Below are 20258 nucleotides of genomic sequence, written 5' to 3'. Positions count from 1 at the left end.
AAGTGAGAAATATAAGGATAATGTATAACGTGAAACGTATACTTCTTATTTTTGAACAAAGCCCATCTTAAGGAGGTAACTACAATCATGGTACCCAGCTTTCATGCGACTACAATTTGTGCTGTAAGACATAACGGACAGGCAGCTATAGCAGGTGATGGTCAGGTTACATTCGGAGAGAGTGTAATTATGAAGACGACGGCCAGAAAAGTTCGTCGCTTATACAGAGGACAAGTAATAGCAGGGTTTGCAGGATCTGTGGCCGATGCTATCACTTTGTTCGAAAAATTCGAAGGCAAGTTGGAGGAGCATCATGGAAACCTGCAACGGGCAGCCGTAGAATTGGCGAAAGACTGGCGTCAAGATCGTATTCTTCGAAAACTTGAGGCATTGATGATTGTTATGGACAAGGAAGGAATGCTCTTGATCTCCGGAAATGGTGAAATTATCGAGCCAGATGATGATGTGCTCGCTATTGGTTCCGGTGGTAACTTTGCACTTGCTTCCGGTCGCGCGCTCAAACGTCATGCTCCAAATCTTGCTGCTGCGGATATCGCTCGTGAAGCTCTTCAGATTGCATCAGAAATATGTGTGTATACTAACTCCAATATTATTGTTGAGCAATTATAGGCTCAGTGCCATAGAGACAAGGAGGAATTCACGATGGTGAATCAATCGCTAACACCCCGTCAAATCGTAGCTGAATTGGATAAATATATTGTAGGTCAGAAACAAGCTAAGAAATCGGTAGCTGTTGCCCTTCGTAATCGTTATCGGCGCAGTCTGCTGGCTGAGGAACTGCGTGATGAAGTTGTTCCTAAGAACATCTTGATGATCGGACCTACTGGTGTAGGGAAAACTGAGATTGCTCGGCGTCTAGCTAAGCTCGTTAATGCTCCGTTCATCAAAGTGGAGGCAACCAAATTCACTGAGGTGGGTTATGTAGGGCGAGATGTGGAGTCTATGGTGCGTGATTTAGTTGAGACCTCTATTCGTATGGTGAAGCTAGAGCGTACGGAAAAAGTGAAAGACCGTGCAGAAGAACTGGCTAATGAGCGGATTGTCTCTATATTAGTGCCTTCGTCTTCAAAAAATAAATCTCAGAAGAATCCTTTTGAGATGATTTTTGGCGGGAACTCTTCACAAGAGGATTCTAAAGAAGATTCCGAACCAGATGGAAGCTTAAGCGAACGCCGTCGCGGGGTTAGATTTAAGCTGCTTGCTGGTCAATTGGAAGAAGATATCATTGAAATAGATGTTGAGGATACAGCGCCATCTATGCTGGATATGTTTGCAGGGCAAGGGAACGACCAGATGGGGATGAATATGCAAGAAATGTTTGGTAGCTTGCTTCCGAAGCGGACGAAGAAGCGCAAGCTTCCTATCCGTGAGGCTCGTAAAGTGCTAATTCAAGATGAAGCAACCAAACTGATTGATATGGATGATGTCATTCAGGAATCTGTGACACGCGCTGAACAATCGGGTATTATTTTTATCGATGAGATTGATAAGGTTGCAAGTCAAGGAAAGGGTTCGGGCCCTGATGTATCACGTGAAGGTGTGCAAAGAGATATCCTTCCAATTGTAGAGGGTTCTACAATCATGACAAAATACGGTCCTGTGAAGACGGACTACGTGCTCTTCATGGCTGCCGGGGCTTTTCATGTTGCTAAACCTTCTGATCTGATTCCAGAGCTTCAGGGGCGTTTTCCGATTCGCGTAGAACTAAGCAGTCTGACACTGGAGGATTTTGTTTCCATCTTAACAGAGCCAGAGAACGCTTTGACGAAACAATATGTTAATTTGTTAAAAACCGAGGACATTGAAGTGGAGTTCCAGAAAGATGCTATTTATGAAATTGCCAAAATAGCTGCTTCAGTGAATCAAAATATGGAGAACATAGGTGCTCGACGTCTTCATACGATTTTGGAGAAGTTATTGGAGGATCTTTCTTTTGAAGCACCTGAGCTGACGCTGGACACTATGGTTATTACACCAGAGTATGTGCGTGAGAAATTGGCAAGTATTGCGCAGGATCGTGATCTAAGTCAGTATATTCTTTAATGCGACAAATTCTTATTCTTTTGGATTTGGGCATATTGAATTAGAAAATTACAATTTAGTGTCATTAATAGGTAAAAAAATGTAAAAAGATGCAATTAAAAAGATAATTTTGAGTTAAAAAAGGAATAAAATAGCAATAAAGTGCTAAAAGCCCTGTCTTTTCTAAAAAGATAGGGCTTATTTCTTATTGTAATAATATACAAATTAAATGAAAATCAATGTATGTGAAAATACTAATTAGTTATACTTTGCGACAAGGTTCGACGTAGAAACTGATAAATAGAGGACTTTTATACTTTATTTGTCGAAATCAAGCAGGTTTTTTAAGGAAAGTTGTGGAATTCATTTCATTATGATAGCTTTGAAAGGAGGAATTATCTTGGGATTGCTGAATAGTGTCAGTTTTCAACGATTGCAGGGAGGCATTGATGCTGCCTACAAACGACAAAATGTTCTAGCGAATAATGTGGCTAACGAAGATACGCCAAATTTCAAACGTTCTGATGTTTCATTCGAAAGTTTCCTTCAGCAACAAGAAAGTGGAATAAAACCTACACTTAACGCGAAGGTAACGGACTCCCGACATTTTCAATTTGGTAGTAATAGAATTGTACCAGCAGCTGTCGTTAGTACGGATGAAACTACCTCGATGAATAATAACGACAACAATGTGGATGTAGAACGAGAAATGGCGTTAAGTGCTGAGAACCAACTCAGGTATAGTTCTTATGTCGAGCAGATCAACAGTCAAATTTCGATGATGCGAGCTGTAATTCAAGGAGGATAAGATTGCATGAACTTTGGGAGTAGTTTTGGGATAAGTGCATCAGCATTAACAGCTCAACGATTGCGGATGGACGTGATTTCCTCCAACGTGGCCAATGCGGAAACTACAAGAGCATCGGTCGTTGATGGCAAAGCCGTTCCTTACCGTCGAAAACTTGTTGTTATGGAAGCTACCGAAAGCAATAAGTTCTCGAATATACTAAATTCGAAATTGAACGGTAGTAGTAGTGAAGGTGTAAAGGTGCAGTCCATTATAGAAGATACTTCACCGTTAAAGCCAGTTTACAACCCAAGCCATCCTGATGCGGATGCCGAAGGTTATGTCTATATGCCAAACGTAGATATTACCAAAGAAATGGTAGATATGTTATCTGCATCACGTTCTTATGAAGCCAATGTCACGATGCTGAATGCATCTAAAGCTATGGTAAGTAAAGCACTCGAAATTGGGCGCTAAACGTAATTAACACAAGGAACGCTTCCACAGTGAGTTTTGTACGAAGTGAATCTAGGAAGCATATGCTTACAAAACTTTTAGGAGGGAAACAGTTGATACAGAATATCACTAATGGGGTTCAAGCTGTACAGCAGCTTGCCATGAAACCAACATCTACCGAAGTTTCATCCACTCCTGCTAATGCCATGGAGAGCTTTGGTTCTTATCTTGAGAATGCACTCACTAAAGTAGCAGATCAGGAACAACAAGCAAAGGATATGAGTAATAAATTTGTATTGGGAGAAGTGAACATAGACGAGGTGATGATTTCTTCCCAACAGGCTTTACTGAGTTTGCAGTTGACTACACAAGTCCGGAACAAAGTGATAGAAGCCTATCAAGAAATTATGAGAACTCAAATTTAATTAATTCCTAGCTTAGTTCCGGATGGGGTGACACTGTGAATGAAAGATTTGCCCAATATCGGGAGAAGGTGACCCTGTATTGGAACAGATTTAGTGGTAAACAGAAGATTTTATTCTTTTCTACATTGTTTATCATTCTAATAATAATCGTAGTATTAACCATGCAGCTTTCAAAGACAGAATATGAAGTAGCGTTTCAAGATTTGGACAGCACAGATTCAGCTGGAGTAATGAACTACTTGGATACAGCAGGTGTTTCATACCGATTAAGCCAAGATGGAAAGAGCATCTCCGTGCCAAGCACAGAAGCGGCTCGTATAAAGGTGGATATCGGTTCTCAGGGGATTGTTCAGGGGGGCTCTATCGGTTATAAGGTCTTTAATGAAAATTCGTCAATGATAGGGACGACAGATAGTGAGTTTAATGTGAAGTATAATAATGCATTAAACGGTGAAGTAGAACAGTTAATGAGACGTATGCAAGGAATTAAGGATGCTAAAGTGCTGATTAATCTGCCTAAAGAAACAGTTTTTGCTTCCCAGGCTGACCAAGAGCAAGCATCTGCATCCGTTGTGCTTTCATTTAATCCGGGATTCAGACCCACTCAAGATAATATTGATGGGTACTTTAACCTTGTAAAGACGGCTGTTCCAAATCTACCAATCGATAACATTACGATTGCTAATAATGAAGTCGAGTTAATGCCTACGGCCAAAGGTGGACAAGCTGGAGTTTCCAGCCAAGTCGAAGAGAACTTCGCTCTTCAGAAGAAATTCGAAGAAGAAGTAAAGAAAGATGTGAAACAATTCCTTAGCACTCTTACGGGTCCAGATAAAGTTGATGTTCTTGTATTTTCGAAGCTGAACTTTGACAAGGAAAACCGGAAGGAGAATCTCGTAACCCCTGTGGATACAGAGAACATGAAGGGGATTGAGATCAGTTCACAAATCATTAGTAATTCGTATTCGGGTCAAGGAAATACAACTGGTGGAGTGGCAGGCACTGGTTCACAAGATGTAGCGGGCTATCCTTCACAAGCCGGTACGGATACTTCTACTTCGGAAGAATCTTCTGAAACGAGGAACTATGAAGTAAACCGAATTACAAAGGATGTTATCGCAAGTCCCTTTACTGTTAAAGATTTAACCATAAATGTTGCAGTTGAACCACCTACAGGACAAAATACTTTGGACGCTGCTACATCAGCAGCAATTCAAAACATTTTGGTAAATATTGTTCGTGCTTCGCTCGCAGATTCAGGTACTACATATACAGACGCTGATTTAACCAAAAAGGTTTCGGTGTATTCTCAACAATTTGGCGGAACCGCTGCTAATACAACACCAGGTGGTCTTGCCACATGGATGTTATGGGCTATCGGAGCAGCTGCATTGCTGGTTGGAGCAGGTGGAGGATATCTAATCTATCGGAGTCGTAAGAAGACTGTGGAAGAGGAAGATGAAGACATTCCATTGCAGGTTCCTACCGAATTTCCATCTATTAATTTGGAAAGTGTGACGAATGACAGTCAAGTTCGTAAGCAATTGGAAAGTTTGGCTAAGAAAAAGCCAGACGAATTCGTAAATCTGCTGCGTACATGGCTTGCAGACGAACAGAGGTGAACTAATGGCAAAGGCTAGTCAGCAGGGGCTTAGTGGCCGTCAAAAGGCCGCGATCCTGCTTATCACACTAGGGCCCGAGGTATCGGCGCAAATATTCAAACATTTAAGAGACGAGGAGATTGAACAATTAACTCTTGAAATTGCCAATGTCCGTAAAGTGGACAGCAGTGAAAAAGAGTCGATCATGTCTGAGTTCCATCAGATATGCCTCGCCCAGGAATATATATCACAAGGCGGTATTAACTACGCCAAAGAGATTCTGGAGAAAGCACTTGGTTCCGCAAAAGCAATGGAGGTCATTAACCGTCTGACTGCGACTTTGCAGGTAAGACCTTTCGATTTTGCACGCAAGGCTGATCCAAACCAGATTTTGAACTTTATTCAGAATGAGAATGTCCAGACTATCGCACTTGTATTGTCTTATCTGCAATTCGAACAAGCCGCAGCTATTCTCTCCTCATTACCTCAAGAGAAGCAGGCGGAGGTGGCTAGAAGAATTGCTGTAATGGACAGCACCTCTCCGGAGGTCATTACACAAATTGAACGAGTGCTAGAGCAGAAGCTTTCTGCTACAGTAACTCAGGATTATACAAATGCTGGCGGTATCGAATCAATCGTACAAATCTTGAATGGTGTTGACCGTGGGACAGAGCGCACAATTCTGGATTCTCTCGAAATTCAAGATCCAGAGCTCGCCGAGGAAATCAAGAAGCGGATGTTCGTATTCGAGGATATTGTCAATGTGGATAACCGTTCGATTCAGCGTATTATTCGTGATATTGATAATGCGGACCTGCAGCTTGCCCTTAAGGTTGCAAGCGAAGAAGTACGAGATGTTATTTTCCGGAATATGTCAAAACGTATGGCAGAGACATTCCGAGAAGAAATGGAGTACATGGGTCCTGTGCGGTTGCGTGATGTAGAAGAAGCGCAAACGCGTATTGTAGGTACGATCCGCAGACTCGAAGAGTCTGGAGAAATTATCATCGCTCGTGGCGGAGGAGATGACATCATTGTCTAAGCTGATTAAGCATTCTCAGTATGTTCCAGTTGATGTACTGAAAAGATTGGAGCAGGCCCGGCACTATGCGGGCCTAACTGAGGAGCCCGTTCCAGAGGAGACTGTAAGCGAGACTCACTATCATGATCCCGCTCGTGAAGAGGCTGAAGTGGCACGTAAGCAAATGCTTAAAGACGCCCAAGAATTTGCTGAAGAGCAAGTACGGAATGCCTCTCTTGAAGCGGAACAGATTGTTGAATCCTCAAAAGCGGAGGCTGAAGAGTGGTGGAAAGAGCGGCGTGAGCAGGATGAACATCTAGTTGAGGCCGTCAAAGCCGAGGCTTATCAGCTAGGGTATCAAGAAGGTGTTTCTCAAGCTGAGCAAGAGATGAAGCTCAAAATTGCAGCGATGATGGAAGAAGCTCGTGCTGTTTTAACTGAAGCCTATAAGGCAAGGGATGTCATTATTCAGGAAGCTGAACCTTTCTTGGTTGAGCTAAGCTGTGATATTGCGGAGAAAATTGTGGACAGACAGTTAACGGTTGAGCCGCAGTTTGCAATGGATTTGATTCGGAAGAATCTAGCTCGTAAACGTGAGCAGGGGCTGATTTCACTGTGTGTATCACCTGCGCAGTTCGCTTTCGTAAACGCAGCAAGGGAAGAATTGTCATTAGCGGTTGACTCGCAGGCTGAACTACAGATCTTGCCTGACTCGACTGTGAAAGATCAAGGTTGTGTAATCCGCTCCTCCTTTGGCAGCATAGATGCCCGAATTGATACTCAGCTTGCAGAAATCAAGAAAGAGCTGGTTAGAATCGCGCTGGACACCGATGAGCAGAGAAATGGGGAAGAAGATGCTTGATAGTAACCGTTATAAGGAGCAACTTCGTAATCTCGATCCGGTGAGGATCAATGGGAAAGTGACGCAGGTTATCGGTCTTATGGTTGAATCGGAAGGACCTGATGCTAGCATTGGTGATGTGTGCTATATCTATCCTTCTAAAGGAAATAAGCCGCTGCAAGCTGAAGTCGTTGGTTTCCGTGACAACAAGGTGCTATTAATGCCACTTGGAGAACTGCAGGCCATTGGACCTGGTTGTGATGTAGTGGGAACAGGTAAGCCGCTTAGTGTTCAGGTGGGTTCAGAATTGCTCGGTAAGGTACTGGATGGTCTAGGGCAACCGCTTGATGGTTCCCTGATCCCAGCTCGAATGCCACATAGTTCGACCTTTAACATTCCGTCCAATCCACTCAATAGACCACGAGTGCAAGAACCTATTAGCATCGGTGTAAGAGCGATAGATGGTTTGCTAACAATTGGTAAAGGTCAGCGGGTGGGGATTTTCGCTGGTTCAGGGGTTGGCAAAAGTACGCTCATGGGAATGATTGCACGTAATACATCAGCAGATGTTAATGTTATCGCTCTGATTGGGGAACGTGGCAGGGAAGTACTGGATTTCATCGAACGCGATTTGGGACCTGAGGGTTTGCAGAGGTCAGTTGTTATTGTCGCTACATCTGATCAGCCTGCATTAATTCGAATTAAGGGAGCACTTATTGCTACTACGATTGCTGAGTATTTTCGGGATCGTGGACTTAATGTGATGCTGATGATGGATTCGGTCACTCGTTATGCTATGGCTCAACGTGAAGTTGGACTTGCAGTCGGAGAACCACCAGCTATGAGAGGTTACACACCATCTGTATTTGCAAGCTTACCTAAACTACTAGAACGCGCCGGAACTGGTCCTACAGGCTCTATCACAGCTTTTTACACTGTATTGGTTGATGGTGATGACATGAATGAGCCGATCGCTGATGCAGTGAGAGGAATACTCGATGGACATATCGTCCTTAACCGAAGTATTGCGAATAAAGGACATTTTCCAGCAATAGATGTGCTTTCCAGCATTAGTCGTGTAATGAAGGATATTGCGCCAGAAGAACAGATCGCTGCTGCAGAGAATGTTAAGCGACTAATGGCCGTGTACAAGGATTCAGAAGATTTAATTAATATCGGAGCGTATCAGAGAGGCTCCAATGCTCAAATCGATGAGTCGATGGAGTATATAGACAGTATATGGGAATTCACCAAACAAAGAGTGAATGAAAAAGTTACGCTGGCTGAAGTTCAACAGTCTTTAATTTCACACTTCTCGAGGAGTTGATTCAGTATCATGAGATTTCATTATACTTTTCAAAAAGTCGTTGACTTGAAGGGCAATGAGAAGACACAGGCAGAATGGATGCTCTCAAGCGCGCTTGGAGAATTGCAGGCACAAGAAAGAAGCCTGGATGAACTCACCTTTCAGCGGAGCGCTATTATGTTATCTTTACAAAATGCCGCAGAACAAAAGGCACCTATGGCGAAGATTCGTGAAATGCAAGAATATGTAGAATACCTGGATATATGCATTGCCCGTAAACATACGGACGTTAGGAGTGCACATCAGGAAGTCTTGAAGAAGCAAGATCAGTTAAGCACAAAGGTATTAGATGAAAAAGTATGGTTAAAGGCAAAAGATAAGGCTGAGACACAGTTTCAGCAAAGTATGATTTTACGGGAACAAAACGAACTGGATGAGATGGCAACCGTCCGCTTCGCGATGAAATCCCTCTAACCCGGGAGGTTTCCGCTAGTGGCTAAAATTGATAATGACATGGAACTTGAAAATGAAGGGTCAGCGGGGAAATTTGAGCGGTTCTTATTTCTAATGATACCGATTATCTTCACGCTAGTACTGCTTGGAGTACTGTTGACGCTTTTTAATATGGACATTCGTAATAACGTGCTTGAAGTTGCGAATAAAATTCCGATTCTGGAAAAATGGGTTCCTGATCCGCCAACAGATCCTTCTAAACCGAAGGAAGAAAGCAAAAAGCAGGAAGTGAGCTCAAACTCAACGATTAAGGAGCTCAAAGCTCAGCTTGCCCAGCAGGCAGATGAGTTGAAGAAGGTCACAGATGAAAAAACAGCCCAGGATACCAAGGTTCAGGCGCTAGAGTCGCAAATTGAGGGAATGAAGACGGAAGCTGCTGCAGCTGCTGAAGTAAACAGTGAGGAAACAGAAGATCCTTATCAGAAGCAGGTTACTGATCTGGCGAAGCTGTACGCGGGCATGAAAGCTTCCAAAGCTGCACCGATTATGGAGAATTTGACTACAGAAGAGATGGTGCAGATATTCAGCGTAATGAATAAAGCGAGTAAAACTGCGATTCTGGAAAAAATGGATCCACAAAAAGCGGCAGATGTGACGATTAAGTTGAAAGAAACTACCTCTTCGGGTGATATGGCAATTGCTGCTCTTCAATCTAGATTGAAAAAAGAAGCTGGCACTACTCAAACGACTAAAACTAGTACAAATCTGGATAAGGAAAAGTTGAACCAAACCTTTAGTTCAATGACGCCTGCCAATGCAGCTTCTCTACTAGGAGAAATGTACAAGATTAGCCCTGATAAAGTAGTAACGATTATGAATACCGTAAGTGATAGTGTTCGCTCTTCGATTTTGGGGGAAATGACTAAAAATGATAGTGCGCAAACCGCGAAGATTGTTAACCGTTTGATGGGTGCTAAATAAATATTGAAAGGAGGTGAAAAATAATATGAGTTTAGTGGTTCAATCGCTAGTGAGCGCAAATGCTACAGCCGCAAGTGGTAGCTCATCAACTTCTACTGGCACAACAGCTGCTGTACCTTTCGCGCAGACTTTAGTGCAAACTATGGGAGGAAACACAGCTAACACCACATCGGTACCTACTGATCCGCTTCTGGGAAATCTAGCCTATTTATTGCAAGGTCTTTTAAAGGAAGTACAGACAACTGGAGAAGATCAAGGGGGACAAGATACGCAGAATTCTGATCTTATCGAGAAGCTAACTGCTGATGTTGAAAATCTAGATGAAAGCATCAATAGCGATCCTGCTGTGCTGGTAGCTTTGCAAGCTTGGCTTCTTCAGGTATCAGCTCTTCTATCGGGAAGTCAAGCGACTGAGGGTGATGCTACATCTGATACGGAGTCGGCAGGAAGCTTGTCGCCGTTAGCTAAGCATGCGGATACACTGCGATTTGCTGTTCAAGATGATTTGCAAAGTTTAGTTACTATGATTCAGGAAGCTGCTGTCAGTGGGAACGAAGAAGCTGCTAGTAAAGGAATAAGCCTGTTAAATAATTTCACAGCAATACTAGAACAGTCCTCCGCTAACACTATTAAGGGGAAGGGAAAGAACTCCAGTATAAATGAAAATTCTGGTGTATCTGTACAACAACCTATAGTGACTGAAAGCAAAGGTAATACGACGGACAAAACCATTCAAAACCTTAGTAATCGTGCTGGAGAAGCAGCTGCAATTAAGAATGAAGCAGTCCTAACTTCGCCTGTGACCTCAGGAGCTGTTCAAGATCCTGAAGCAGAGCTTACCGCTCCATTGATTAAAAGCAGTGCAACTGGAGAGACAAAGCAGGCAGAATCAGCTCAAGATTCCACATCAGGAACTACTATCATAGAAGGAGATCATGAGGTTGTAACTGCTGGTCAACTAGCTCTTAGGGGAGGAATTACTGCTCCGTTGAAGGCTGAGGTTCCAGTAGCTCCTGTACCCGTTCATCAGTTTGCACAGGAAATGACCGGTTTTATTACAGGTAAATTGGAGATTGTGCAAAAAGGCGGAGTAGCTGAGGCTACGATATCACTCTTTCCAGAAAATCTCGGACAAGTAGATGTTAAGATTACTATGCAAAACGGCCATCTGGTTGCACAGTTTATGACTGAACATTCCGGAGCAAAGGATATGTTGGAACAGCAGATGAACCAGCTTCGAGCGGCATTGCAGTCTCAAGGCCTCCAAGTAGAAAAATTGGAAGTCACACAAAATAATACCCCCCTCAATTCAGGGTGGGGTCAAGAAGGACGCCAACCTGGTTCTGGAAGTGGTCAGCAGGGAAGACGCTCCAAAGAAAGTCGTGAGGAAGCTAATGATGCCATTCTTGCCGCAGAGCTAAATGGTGAATGGAAAGATTGGGTTTCAAACGCAGGGCAAGAAGATGATAATCAAGGGAACTCCTTCTCTGCCAAAGCTTAAACTTATCACAAGTGAAAGAGAGGTGAACGGTTATGACGACAACAACAACTCCTCCTGTTTCTACCAAAGACCAGTGGAATTATACAACTCCTGAATCTACTAAAACGACAGGGAATTCTGTATTGGGTAAGGATCAGTTTTTGAAGATATTGATCACCCAGCTGCAGAATCAAGATCCGATGCAGCCGATGCAAGATAAAGAATTTATTGCTCAAATGGCACAGTTTACATCTGTTGAGCAGCTGATGAATATCTCTACACAGCTTACATCAATGAATCAGTCTCTTGGATCAGTATCCGGCTTGATTGGTAAAGATATCACATGGACGGATACCGCCACAAATCTACCTAAGACAGGGAACGTTGAATCAATCGTTGTCAGCAAAGGTATTCAATATGCGGTTGTGGGGAAAGACAGAATTGCTTTAACCGATATTACACAAATTCAGAATCCCGCAACAACAGAGAATGGTTCTGATACAGATAGTAATACTCCGGAGAATAACGGAGGAAGCGAGGCGACAATATGAGTGACAGGCTGACCATAGGCCAACTGTATCCTGCGTCGTCCCTACACTCCTCAACGTTACAGCGATCTTCGATACCGAAGCAGACTGTGACTGGAGAAGCCACCTTTGAGAGCGTACTGCAACAGAAGCTACTAAAATTCAGCAATCATGCTGCTAAGCGTCTTGAACAAAGAGGAATTGAACTTGGAAGCAGACAACTGGATCAGATTTCTTCTGCTGTGGATAAAGCTGCTGCCAAAGGCAGTAAAGAATCCTTGATATTAATGAAGGACTTGGCATTTATCGTAAGTGTCCCGAATCGTACGGTTGTAACCGCTATGGATGGAAATTCGATTAAAGATAACGTGTTTACGCAAATTGATAGTGCAATTGTGATTTCATAACCGGCTGGTCCTAACGGAAAGCCGAGGCGGCCGCTGACCGACTGACGCGGTCCCATTCACTTAGTAAGTTATTAGGACTCTATAATCTGGGAGGACAACACAAATGTTAAGATCTATGTATTCAGGGGTTTCGGGGATGAGAGGCTTTCAGACTAAGCTTGATGTAATCGGTAATAACATTGCCAATGTCAATACAATTGGTTTTAAATCAGGACGGGTTATGTTCAAGGATATTATGAGTCAAACTGTTTCTGGTGTAACTGCTCCTAGTGATGATGGTGCAGGTGGTATGAATGCTAAACAAATCGGACTAGGCGTAAGTATCGCTTCTATCGATACACTCCATTTACCCGGTAGTGCTCAAACTACTAATAACCCGACAGATTTACGCATTGACGGAGATGGTTTTTTCCTAGTAAAGCTATCAGAAGATCAAGAAACACCTTTCTTGACTCGTGCAGGAGATTTTCATGTAGATGCTGCACGTAATCTTGTAACATCTGACGGACTTCATGTGCTAGATTCAGATGGTGGACCCATTCAACTGGGTGATGATGTAACAGCGTTCTCCATTTCCAATGATGGAACGATTGTTCAGACCATGTCTGATGGAACGACTGAAGCAGGTGTGAAGATCGGTGTAGCTAAGGTTACTAATCCATCTGGATTAGAGAAGATTGGTGGCAATCTATACCGTATGTCGCTTAATGCGAATGCAGAAGGTGAGCTTGTTCCGACTACAGCGAATAATACAGAAGATGGCACTGGGGCGATCATATCTGGTCAACTCGAAATGTCCAATGTGGATCTTACGAATGAATTTACAGAAATGATCGTATCGCAACGTGGATTCCAGGCGAACTCCCGTATCATTACGACTTCTGATGAAGTGCTGCAGGAAGTAGTTAACCTGAAGCGTTAATTTTATCAATAATTTAATATCTTTTTTTAAAGATTAACGCGGAGTCGTGGGGGAGATACCCCTCCCCCTATTTTTGTTAGGAGGCCTGTTATGATATCGGTAACGAGATTAAATGGAACACCGATGTGGATCAATGCCCTACTGGTAGAAATGGTAGAAGAAAGCCCGGATACATATATTACGCTAGTAACCGGAAAAAGACTGATCGTGCTTGAAAAAGCTGATGAAGTTATTACGAAGATCCGGGATTATAACAGGGACATAGGCACATATGCTGCCACCATTAAAGTCCAGTCAATGGAGGAGCTAACATGAAGAAGATGCTGCCATGGTTACTTACGATTTTACTTGCGATTACACTTATCGTGATCGCCGCATTTTTATTAATGGACAAGATCTTTCCGAAAGATTCGAATGATGTAAATGCTGCGGTTCAAAGTGTGGAAACCAAGTATTTAACTGCAGATGAAATCGTCGAATTAACGGCAGAGATCAAAGATATCAAAACAAATCTTGCTGATCCCGATTATATCGTTCAAATAGATTTCGCCTTCCAACTGAATTCTGCGAAATCAAAGGAAGCATTCGAAAAAATAAAAGAGATCAAAATCAAACCGATTATTATCAAAACGCTTGCAGATACCAAACCTGAGGAGCTTAATGGAGCAAATGGCAAAGACCAGCTTAGCAGCAAGCTTGTTAATCTGATCAATAAGACATTGACCGAAGGCAAAATCACTCAGATCGAAGTCACCAAATACCTTTTGGCTTCTATGTAGCTTCAGGCATGATAATTCTTTGATAGGGGGGTGATTGAATTGGTTGATGTACTATCACAAAACGAAATAGATGCTCTACTTGCTGCACTTTCTTCAGGTGAGATGGATGCCGATGAACTTAAAAAGGAAGAAACTCAGAAGAAGATCCGATCTTATGACTTTAAACGGGCTGTTCGATTTTCTAAAGATCATATTCGTAGTCTTACAAGGATTCATGACAATTTCGCACGCTATCTTACAACGTACTTTTCAGCCCAATTACGCACCTTTGTGCAGATTAATGTCGTTCAAGTAGAGCAGCTCCCTTATGATGAATTCATTCGTTCCATTCCGAAAATGACAATACTGAACATTTTTGAAGCCGAACCTTTAGAAGGTCGAATGGTAATGGAAGTTCATCCAAACATCGCTTTCGCTATGCTGGACAGATTGCTGGGCGGTTTTGGGACTGCACCATCTAAGATTAATGCTTTAACTGAAATCGAAACAACGATTATGGAGCGTATCTTCAGCAGATGTTTTGAGAGTTTGCAGGAGGCTTGGAAGACTGTGCTGGATATCCATCCGCGCATGGAAGCGCTCGAAACGAACCCACAGTTCATGCAAATTGTATCGCCCAATGAGACCATTGCATTGATCTCGTTAAGCACCAAAATTGGCGATACAACAGGTATGATCAATCTGTGCATACCGCACGTCGTTCTGGAACCAATAATGTCTAGATTATCTGTTCACCAATGGTTTGTAACAGAGAAGAAGACCCGGGATGCAGATGAACTTGAAGCTATTAAAGCTAGAGTTCATAAGGCGAAACTGCCGATTGTCGCTGAACTTGGAGAATCGAGCTTATCTATATCTGAGTTTCTTGGGCTTAGCGTCGGTGACGTGATCTCACTAAACAGGAATGTAGATTCTGGACTCTCGATTAAGGTAGGGGAGAAGCTTAAGTTCATCGGAAGTCCTGGAATGGTGAAAGACAGGGTAGCCGTGCAAATAGACGAGATTGTCAGTGAAGGAGTTGAAGAATTTGACGAGTAAAGATTATTTATCCCAAGAAGAAATCGACGCCCTTCTGAGACAATCTGCGGAAGGCTCATTGGCTCCTTCAGAGAAAACGGTAAATGACTATTTAACACCGTTTGAACAGGATGCTTTGGGTGAAATCGGTAATATAACGTTTGGTAGTGCAGCGACAGCTCTTTCCACATTACTAGGGAAAAAGGTTGATATTACAACCCCTCAAGTTTCCATCATTACACGCGGGGAATTTGAAGTGGCTTTTCCTAAACCACATGTAGCTGTACACGTGGAATATGTAGATGGATTTCAGGGTATTAACTCTCTTGTTATTAAGATTAGGGATGCACAGGTCATCGCAGATTTAATGCTTGGTGGAGAAGGCGAACCTAAAGATGAAGAATTGAATGAAATTCACATTAGTGCTGTGCAGGAAGCAATGAACCAAATGATGGGTTCTTCTGCCACATCAATGTCTACGATCTTCAATCGGTTTGTTAATATTTCACCTCCGGGTATCGACATTCTGAACATGTCCAGCGGTGAAGGTGTCGGCAGCTTACCCAATGACGAAACCTTAATTCGAATTTCGTTCCGACTTAAGATAGGAGATTTAATCGACTCTACTATTATGCAGCTCTTGCCTGTCCAGTTTGCTAAGGATATGGTAACGATGCTTCTGGGTGATGTAAGCCCTGCAGCGCAGGAGGCTGCAGTTACGTCGACAGAGACTCCTGCTAAGCCGGCTCAAGAGACGCCTCCTGTAGCTCCTCCAGTGCAACAGGCGCCTTCACAGCCCGTAGGAGAAACACCTCCGCCGTACCCGCCGCAGGGGATGCCTGGTTATCCAGGAATGCCAGAAGGCGGATATTATTACCCTCCAGCAGGAATGCCGGCGTATGGCATGCCAGGGATGCCACCCTACGGAATGCCGCCTCAAGGCATGCCTTATGGGCAGACACCACCGCTTAGTCCTGAAGCGAATCGCAATGTAAATGTACAGCCTGTACAGTTTGCTAACCTTAACGGTGGAGCTTTTGGTCATATTGATGAAAACAATTTAAATTTATTGATGGACATACCGCTTAGAGTAACCGTAGAATTAGGAAGGACCCAGAAGCAGATTAAAGATATTTTAGAAATGTCTCAAGGCTCGATCATTGAGCTGGACAAGCTCGCCGGTGAGCCTGTAGATATTTTGGTTAACAACAAGCTTATTGCCAAAGGTGAAGTCGTAGTTATCGATGAAAACTTCGGCGTACGCGTTACGGATATCGTCAGCCAGTGGGACCGAATTCAGAAATTACAATAAGCATACTTAGGGAGGATTTTGTAAAAATGGCTAACCGAATTCTAATCGTGGACGATGCAGCATTTATGAGAATGATGATCCGTGACATTTTGTCGAAAAACGGATTTGAAGTAGTGGGCGAAGCTCAGGACGGTTCTCAAGCTATAGAGAAATTTAAAGAACTGCGTCCAGACCTTATCACGATGGATATAACTATGCCTGAGATGGACGGAATCGCCGCCCTGAAAGAAATCAAGAAGGTAGATCCGGCTGCTAAGGTCATTATGTGTTCAGCCATGGGCCAGCAGGCTATGGTTATCGATGCTATTCAAGCAGGAGCAAAAGACTTTATTGTGAAGCCTTTCCAAGCTGACCGAGTTATCGAAGCTATCAACAAAACGTTGGGTGTGTAGGAAAAAGACATGCCCCTCAATTCAGAACCGCTCGGGAGCAATAACACCCTGCTGAATTTGCTTAACGTTATTATTGTCCTTGCGGTAATCATTGTACTTATTGTGCTGTTGATCCGTTTTCTTGGACGTCGTAATCAGACCTTTATGAGCGGGCGCTCCATTCGAACGCTTGGTGCTGTAGGGCTGGGACCTAACAAGTCGATGCAGGTTATTGAACTGGGAAGCAGCCTTTACTTAATCGGGATTGGTGAGAACATATCCATCTTGGATAAAGTCACTGATCCGGATGAGGTGGCTTTGATCATTGCAGCATTTGAGGATCAGTCCTCCAACCAGAATAATTTTCTCGCACCGCTTATTGCCAAGGTTAAGGTTAAGCTGCGTGGGGAGGTTCCATCAGAAGAAATCGAGCTTAGTGAAACATCATCTTTTTACGAGACACTGCAATCCAAGCTTCGTTCTGCACCAGAGCGAAAAGAGAAAATGGAAGAGCTGTTACGGGATGATGTTACTAAGGATGAGTCGAGGAATTTATGAAAAAGAAGCTAATTCTTGCTATTCTGCTGTTCGGGTTCATTAGTATAGTTATGATGCGACCGATACATGCTGATCCTATACCTAATGTTAATATTCAGGTCGGTAATGAAGATGGTTCAAGCGGTGGTACCAGTTCCATATCAATTCTTCTTCTCGTTACGGTTCTGAGTATTGCTCCGGCGTTTCTAGTTCTTATGACCAGTTTTACTAGAATTGTAATCGTGCTCGGTTTTGTTAGAACCTCACTTGGTACTCAGGCCATGCCTCCGAATCAGGTGCTGGTAGGGCTTGCTCTGTTTCTGACCCTGTTCATTATGTCGCCAACTTTGGCGCAAGTGAATGAAACGGCATTACAGCCGTATATGAAGGGGACGATTACCCAGACTGAGGCTTTTGATAAAGCTGCTGATCCGATGAAAGAGTTTATGTTTAAACAGACCAATTCCAAAGACCTTTTGTTATTTATGAAATATACCGGTTATACGGGATCGGCTAAACCGGCTACATACAGTGATATTCCACTGACGGTGATGGTGCCAGCTTTCGCAATTGGAGAATTGAAAAAAGCTTTTACAATGGGCTTCTTAATTTTCATTCCATTTCTGATTATTGATATTGTTGTGGCGAGTACGCTGATGGCCATGGGGATGATGATGCTTCCCCCGGTCATGATTTCATTACCTTTTAAAATTATGCTCTTTGTACTGGTAGACGGCTGGTACTTAGTCATTAAATCACTACTTCTTAGTTTTAACACCTGACCTTAAGAGGAGGCATGAGGATTGAGTACGGAGTTTATTATCGGTCTAGCAAGCCAAGCCGTATATTTAGTGCTGGAAGTCAGCGCTCCCATGCTGATTCTTGGTCTGGTGGTAGGGCTAATAATCAGTATCTTTCAAGCTACGACACAGATTCAGGAACAGACGCTAGCGTTTGTTCCAAAAATCGTCGCAGTACTGCTGGCTTTATTGCTATTTGGACCGTGGATCATCACGAAGCTAATTGACTTTACTAGCCAAATTCTAGGCAGTCTCTATATGTATATTGGTTAACCAATGAACATGGATACCTTATTGCAAAGTTTACCCGTCTTTTTGCTTATTTTTTGTCGAATTACAGCCTTTTTTGTTGTCGTTCCTGTATTTTCTTCTCAAGGGGTACCGACAACTTTTAAGATTGGCATATCTTTTTTTGTAGCATTGGTAGTCTTTAGTGCTAATGGAACAGGGATTACGATTCCGCAGGATTTTAGTTATATTTTGCTGATTATGAGAGAAGTATTAATAGGCTTATTGCTAGGTTTCATTGGATATTTGATGTTTATGGCAATTCAGACAGCAGGTTCTTTCATTGATATTCAGATTGGCTTCGGTATTGCCAACGTCATTGATCCTATGACAGGAACGTCAGCACCTATTCTCGGTAATTTCAAATATATGATAGCCCTGCTAATGTTTTTGAGTATGAATGGACATCACCATTTACTAGATGCCATTGTGTACAGCTATAAATGGATTCCTATGAATAATGATTTATTTCTACGCATGGTTGATGGTAGTTTGTCAGAGTTTCTGGTCCGAACATTTGCGCAGTCGTTTGTATTAGCTTTTCAAATGTCGGCTCCATTAGTAACTGCACTGTTTCTGACCGATGTTGGTCTTGCTTTTTTAGCGAGAACGGCTCCGCAATATAATGTATTTGTTATAGGGGTTCCTCTAAAAATCATCATAGGTATTGCACTTCTTTTAGTGCTGATGCCAGGTCTGGCTGTGTTGTTTCAGAATCTCTTCGAAATCATGTTCGAATCCATGGAGAATTTACTGGGTCTCATGGGGAAGAAGCCGTAGGTGACCGTAAGGGGAGAGTATTATGCCTAAGACGAAGCGTTATAGACTAGATCTTCAACTCTTCGCCGGTGAAAAGACGGAAAAAGCAACCCCGAAGAAACGGCAGGATGCTCGTAAAAAAGGCCAAGTAGCCAAAAGTGCTGAGCTGTCTGGTGCGGTTGTATTGCTAGCTGCGGTAGTTAGCTTGATGATGTTTGGTGGTTTTATGAAAGAGCGTTTTATGAAGCTATACACGGACGTATTTCAGAATCGAATGATGCTGGACGTTACGCCTGAGAATATAACGCTGCTATTTAATCAGTATGGCTTGCAAATCTTGATTTTGCTAGCTCCATTACTTGGAATTACGTTTGTTATGGCACTTGTTTCCAACTTGGCGCAGGTGGGCTTTATGGCTACAGGAGAGGGGATTACTCCTAAATTCAGTAAGATTAATCCGATAAAAGGATTCAAAAATATTTTCTCAATGCGTTCGTTTGTAGAATTCCTGAAATCAATATTTAAGCTTCTAATTATTTCTTATCTGGTATATAGCACATTATGGGGAGAAAAGAAGAACTTTGCATCCCTGTCGCATATCAGTGCGGAGGGAATTTTTAAGTTTGCGGCCAAGCTGACGATGAGTCTTGGTTTGAAAATCGGGGTTGCCCTGCTAATTATGGCTTTTCTAGATTTTATGTATCAGAAGTACGAGCATGAAAAAAGCCTGAAAATGTCTAAGCAGGATATCAAGGATGAATACAAAAAAATGGAGGGTGACCCTCTAATTAAAGGTAAGATCAGGGAACGCCAACGCAGAATGGCCATGCAGCGTATGATGCAGGAAGTTCCTAACGCGGATGTAATTATTACAAATCCAACTCACTTTGCTGTTGCGCTAAAATATGATGGTTCCAAAATGGAGGCGCCACAGATTATTGCAAAAGGGCAGGATTATGTAGCACTTCGTATACGGGAGCTGGCTAAAGAACATGGCGTCGTGACTATGGAAAACAAACCGCTGGCACGGGCATTATTCCAAAGAGCAGAAATTGGAGATGTCGTTCCAAATGATCTGTTTCAGGCTGTAGCTGAAGTGCTGGCATATGTATATAAACTTAAAGGTAAGAGGAAATAAGGCGGGG

Annotated in this window: 25 protein-coding genes; all 25 read left to right on the top strand. The window is 42.9% G+C overall.

The features are described from left to right. Positions 1–87: 87 nt before the first annotated feature. The 25 genes from hslV (at position 88) to flhB (ending at position 20251) form a co-directional block, all read left to right on the top strand. A complete protein-coding gene (gene hslV / locus NSS87_RS19370) occupies positions 88–630 on the top strand; it encodes an ATP-dependent protease subunit HslV (protein ID WP_042189455.1) in 543 nt (180 codons plus the stop codon). 33 nt (positions 631–663) lie between these two features. After that, on the top strand, positions 664–2064 hold the full coding sequence (gene hslU / locus NSS87_RS19365) for an ATP-dependent protease ATPase subunit HslU (RefSeq protein WP_076299246.1): 1401 nt from the start codon (positions 664–666) through the stop codon (positions 2062–2064). Positions 2065–2443: 379 nt separating this feature from the next. Further along, entirely contained in the window at positions 2444–2851 is a 408-nt protein-coding gene (gene flgB / locus NSS87_RS19360) for a flagellar basal body rod protein FlgB (protein ID WP_076299245.1), read from the top strand. Positions 2852–2857: 6 nt separating this feature from the next. Continuing rightward, positions 2858–3307: a flagellar basal body rod protein FlgC gene (flgC, locus tag NSS87_RS19355; protein ID WP_042189452.1), complete on the top strand. Its 450-nt coding sequence runs from the start codon at positions 2858–2860 to the stop codon at positions 3305–3307. A 92-nt stretch (positions 3308–3399) separates the two neighbouring features. Further along, positions 3400–3711 carry a flagellar hook-basal body complex protein FliE gene (fliE, locus tag NSS87_RS19350; protein WP_042189451.1) on the top strand — a complete coding sequence of 104 codons (312 nt, stop codon included), beginning with the start codon at positions 3400–3402 and terminating at the stop codon, positions 3709–3711. A 35-nt stretch (positions 3712–3746) separates the two neighbouring features. Next, positions 3747–5333, top strand: a complete 1587-nt coding sequence (gene fliF, locus NSS87_RS19345) for a flagellar basal-body MS-ring/collar protein FliF (protein ID WP_042189450.1) — start codon at positions 3747–3749, stop codon at positions 5331–5333. 4 nt (positions 5334–5337) lie between these two features. Beyond that, positions 5338–6354, top strand: a complete 1017-nt coding sequence (gene fliG / locus NSS87_RS19340; RefSeq protein ID WP_042128934.1) for a flagellar motor switch protein FliG — start codon at positions 5338–5340, stop codon at positions 6352–6354. Next, the gene (locus NSS87_RS19335; protein WP_339242134.1) at positions 6347–7195 is read left to right on the top strand and encodes a FliH/SctL family protein; all 849 of its coding nucleotides are present in this window, start codon (positions 6347–6349) and stop codon (positions 7193–7195) included. The genes fliG and NSS87_RS19335 overlap by 8 nt, the downstream gene beginning before the upstream one ends. After that, positions 7176–8501 carry a flagellar protein export ATPase FliI gene (gene fliI / locus NSS87_RS19330; protein ID WP_042128931.1) on the top strand — a complete coding sequence of 442 codons (1326 nt, stop codon included), beginning with the start codon at positions 7176–7178 and terminating at the stop codon, positions 8499–8501. The genes NSS87_RS19335 and fliI overlap by 20 nt, the downstream gene beginning before the upstream one ends. A 9-nt stretch (positions 8502–8510) precedes the next feature. Next, positions 8511–8954: a flagellar export protein FliJ gene (gene fliJ / locus NSS87_RS19325; protein ID WP_339242131.1), complete on the top strand. Its 444-nt coding sequence runs from the start codon at positions 8511–8513 to the stop codon at positions 8952–8954. An 18-nt stretch (positions 8955–8972) separates the two neighbouring features. Next, positions 8973–9914, top strand: a complete 942-nt coding sequence (locus NSS87_RS19320) for a kinesin (RefSeq protein ID WP_339242129.1) — start codon at positions 8973–8975, stop codon at positions 9912–9914. A 25-nt stretch (positions 9915–9939) separates the two neighbouring features. Beyond that, on the top strand, positions 9940–11415 hold the full coding sequence (locus tag NSS87_RS19315) for a flagellar hook-length control protein FliK (protein ID WP_339242127.1): 1476 nt from the start codon (positions 9940–9942) through the stop codon (positions 11413–11415). A gap of 32 nt (positions 11416–11447) precedes the next feature. Continuing rightward, complete coding sequence (locus NSS87_RS19310; protein WP_339242126.1) at positions 11448–11945, top strand: flagellar hook capping FlgD N-terminal domain-containing protein; 498 nt, start codon at positions 11448–11450, stop codon at positions 11943–11945. Further along, the gene (locus tag NSS87_RS19305; protein ID WP_076119556.1) at positions 11942–12328 is read left to right on the top strand and encodes a TIGR02530 family flagellar biosynthesis protein; all 387 of its coding nucleotides are present in this window, start codon (positions 11942–11944) and stop codon (positions 12326–12328) included. Before NSS87_RS19310 ends, NSS87_RS19305 begins: the two co-directional genes overlap by 4 nt. 103 nt (positions 12329–12431) lie before the next feature. Beyond that, positions 12432–13250, top strand: coding sequence for a flagellar basal body rod protein FlgG (flgG, locus tag NSS87_RS19300; RefSeq protein WP_042189446.1), 819 nt, complete (start codon positions 12432–12434; stop codon positions 13248–13250). Positions 13251–13340: 90 nt separating this feature from the next. Next, entirely contained in the window at positions 13341–13565 is a 225-nt protein-coding gene (locus NSS87_RS19295) for a flagellar FlbD family protein (RefSeq protein WP_042128923.1), read from the top strand. Continuing rightward, positions 13562–14029 carry a flagellar basal body-associated FliL family protein gene (locus NSS87_RS19290; protein ID WP_042189445.1) on the top strand — a complete coding sequence of 156 codons (468 nt, stop codon included), beginning with the start codon at positions 13562–13564 and terminating at the stop codon, positions 14027–14029. The genes NSS87_RS19295 and NSS87_RS19290 overlap by 4 nt, the downstream gene beginning before the upstream one ends. Positions 14030–14068: 39 nt before the next feature. Beyond that, positions 14069–15067, top strand: coding sequence for a flagellar motor switch protein FliM (fliM, locus tag NSS87_RS19285; RefSeq protein WP_042189444.1), 999 nt, complete (start codon positions 14069–14071; stop codon positions 15065–15067). Then, entirely contained in the window at positions 15057–16358 is a 1302-nt protein-coding gene (fliY, locus tag NSS87_RS19280) for a flagellar motor switch phosphatase FliY (protein WP_042189443.1), read from the top strand. The genes fliM and fliY overlap by 11 nt, the downstream gene beginning before the upstream one ends. A 26-nt stretch (positions 16359–16384) precedes the next feature. Beyond that, a complete protein-coding gene (locus NSS87_RS19275; protein WP_036688523.1) occupies positions 16385–16750 on the top strand; it encodes a response regulator in 366 nt (121 codons plus the stop codon). A gap of 9 nt (positions 16751–16759) precedes the next feature. Continuing rightward, the gene (locus NSS87_RS19270; RefSeq protein ID WP_042189442.1) at positions 16760–17287 is read left to right on the top strand and encodes a flagellar biosynthetic protein FliO; all 528 of its coding nucleotides are present in this window, start codon (positions 16760–16762) and stop codon (positions 17285–17287) included. Then, positions 17284–18048, top strand: a complete 765-nt coding sequence (gene fliP, locus NSS87_RS19265) for a flagellar type III secretion system pore protein FliP (protein ID WP_042189441.1) — start codon at positions 17284–17286, stop codon at positions 18046–18048. Before NSS87_RS19270 ends, fliP begins: the two co-directional genes overlap by 4 nt. A 21-nt stretch (positions 18049–18069) precedes the next feature. Next, a complete protein-coding gene (gene fliQ, locus NSS87_RS19260) occupies positions 18070–18339 on the top strand; it encodes a flagellar biosynthesis protein FliQ (protein WP_042189440.1) in 270 nt (89 codons plus the stop codon). 9 nt (positions 18340–18348) lie between these two features. Beyond that, on the top strand, positions 18349–19134 hold the full coding sequence (gene fliR / locus NSS87_RS19255; protein ID WP_042194135.1) for a flagellar biosynthetic protein FliR: 786 nt from the start codon (positions 18349–18351) through the stop codon (positions 19132–19134). Positions 19135–19156: 22 nt separating this feature from the next. After that, positions 19157–20251 carry a flagellar biosynthesis protein FlhB gene (gene flhB, locus NSS87_RS19250; protein ID WP_042189439.1) on the top strand — a complete coding sequence of 365 codons (1095 nt, stop codon included), beginning with the start codon at positions 19157–19159 and terminating at the stop codon, positions 20249–20251. Positions 20252–20258 lie beyond the last annotated feature (7 nt).

Source organism: Paenibacillus sp. FSL F4-0243 (assembly GCF_037963295.1).
Lineage (GTDB): Bacteria > Bacillota > Bacilli > Paenibacillales > Paenibacillaceae > Paenibacillus_AQ.
The sequence above is the reverse complement of the archived record's forward strand: the minus strand, read 5'-3'. Positions and strand labels throughout refer to the sequence as shown.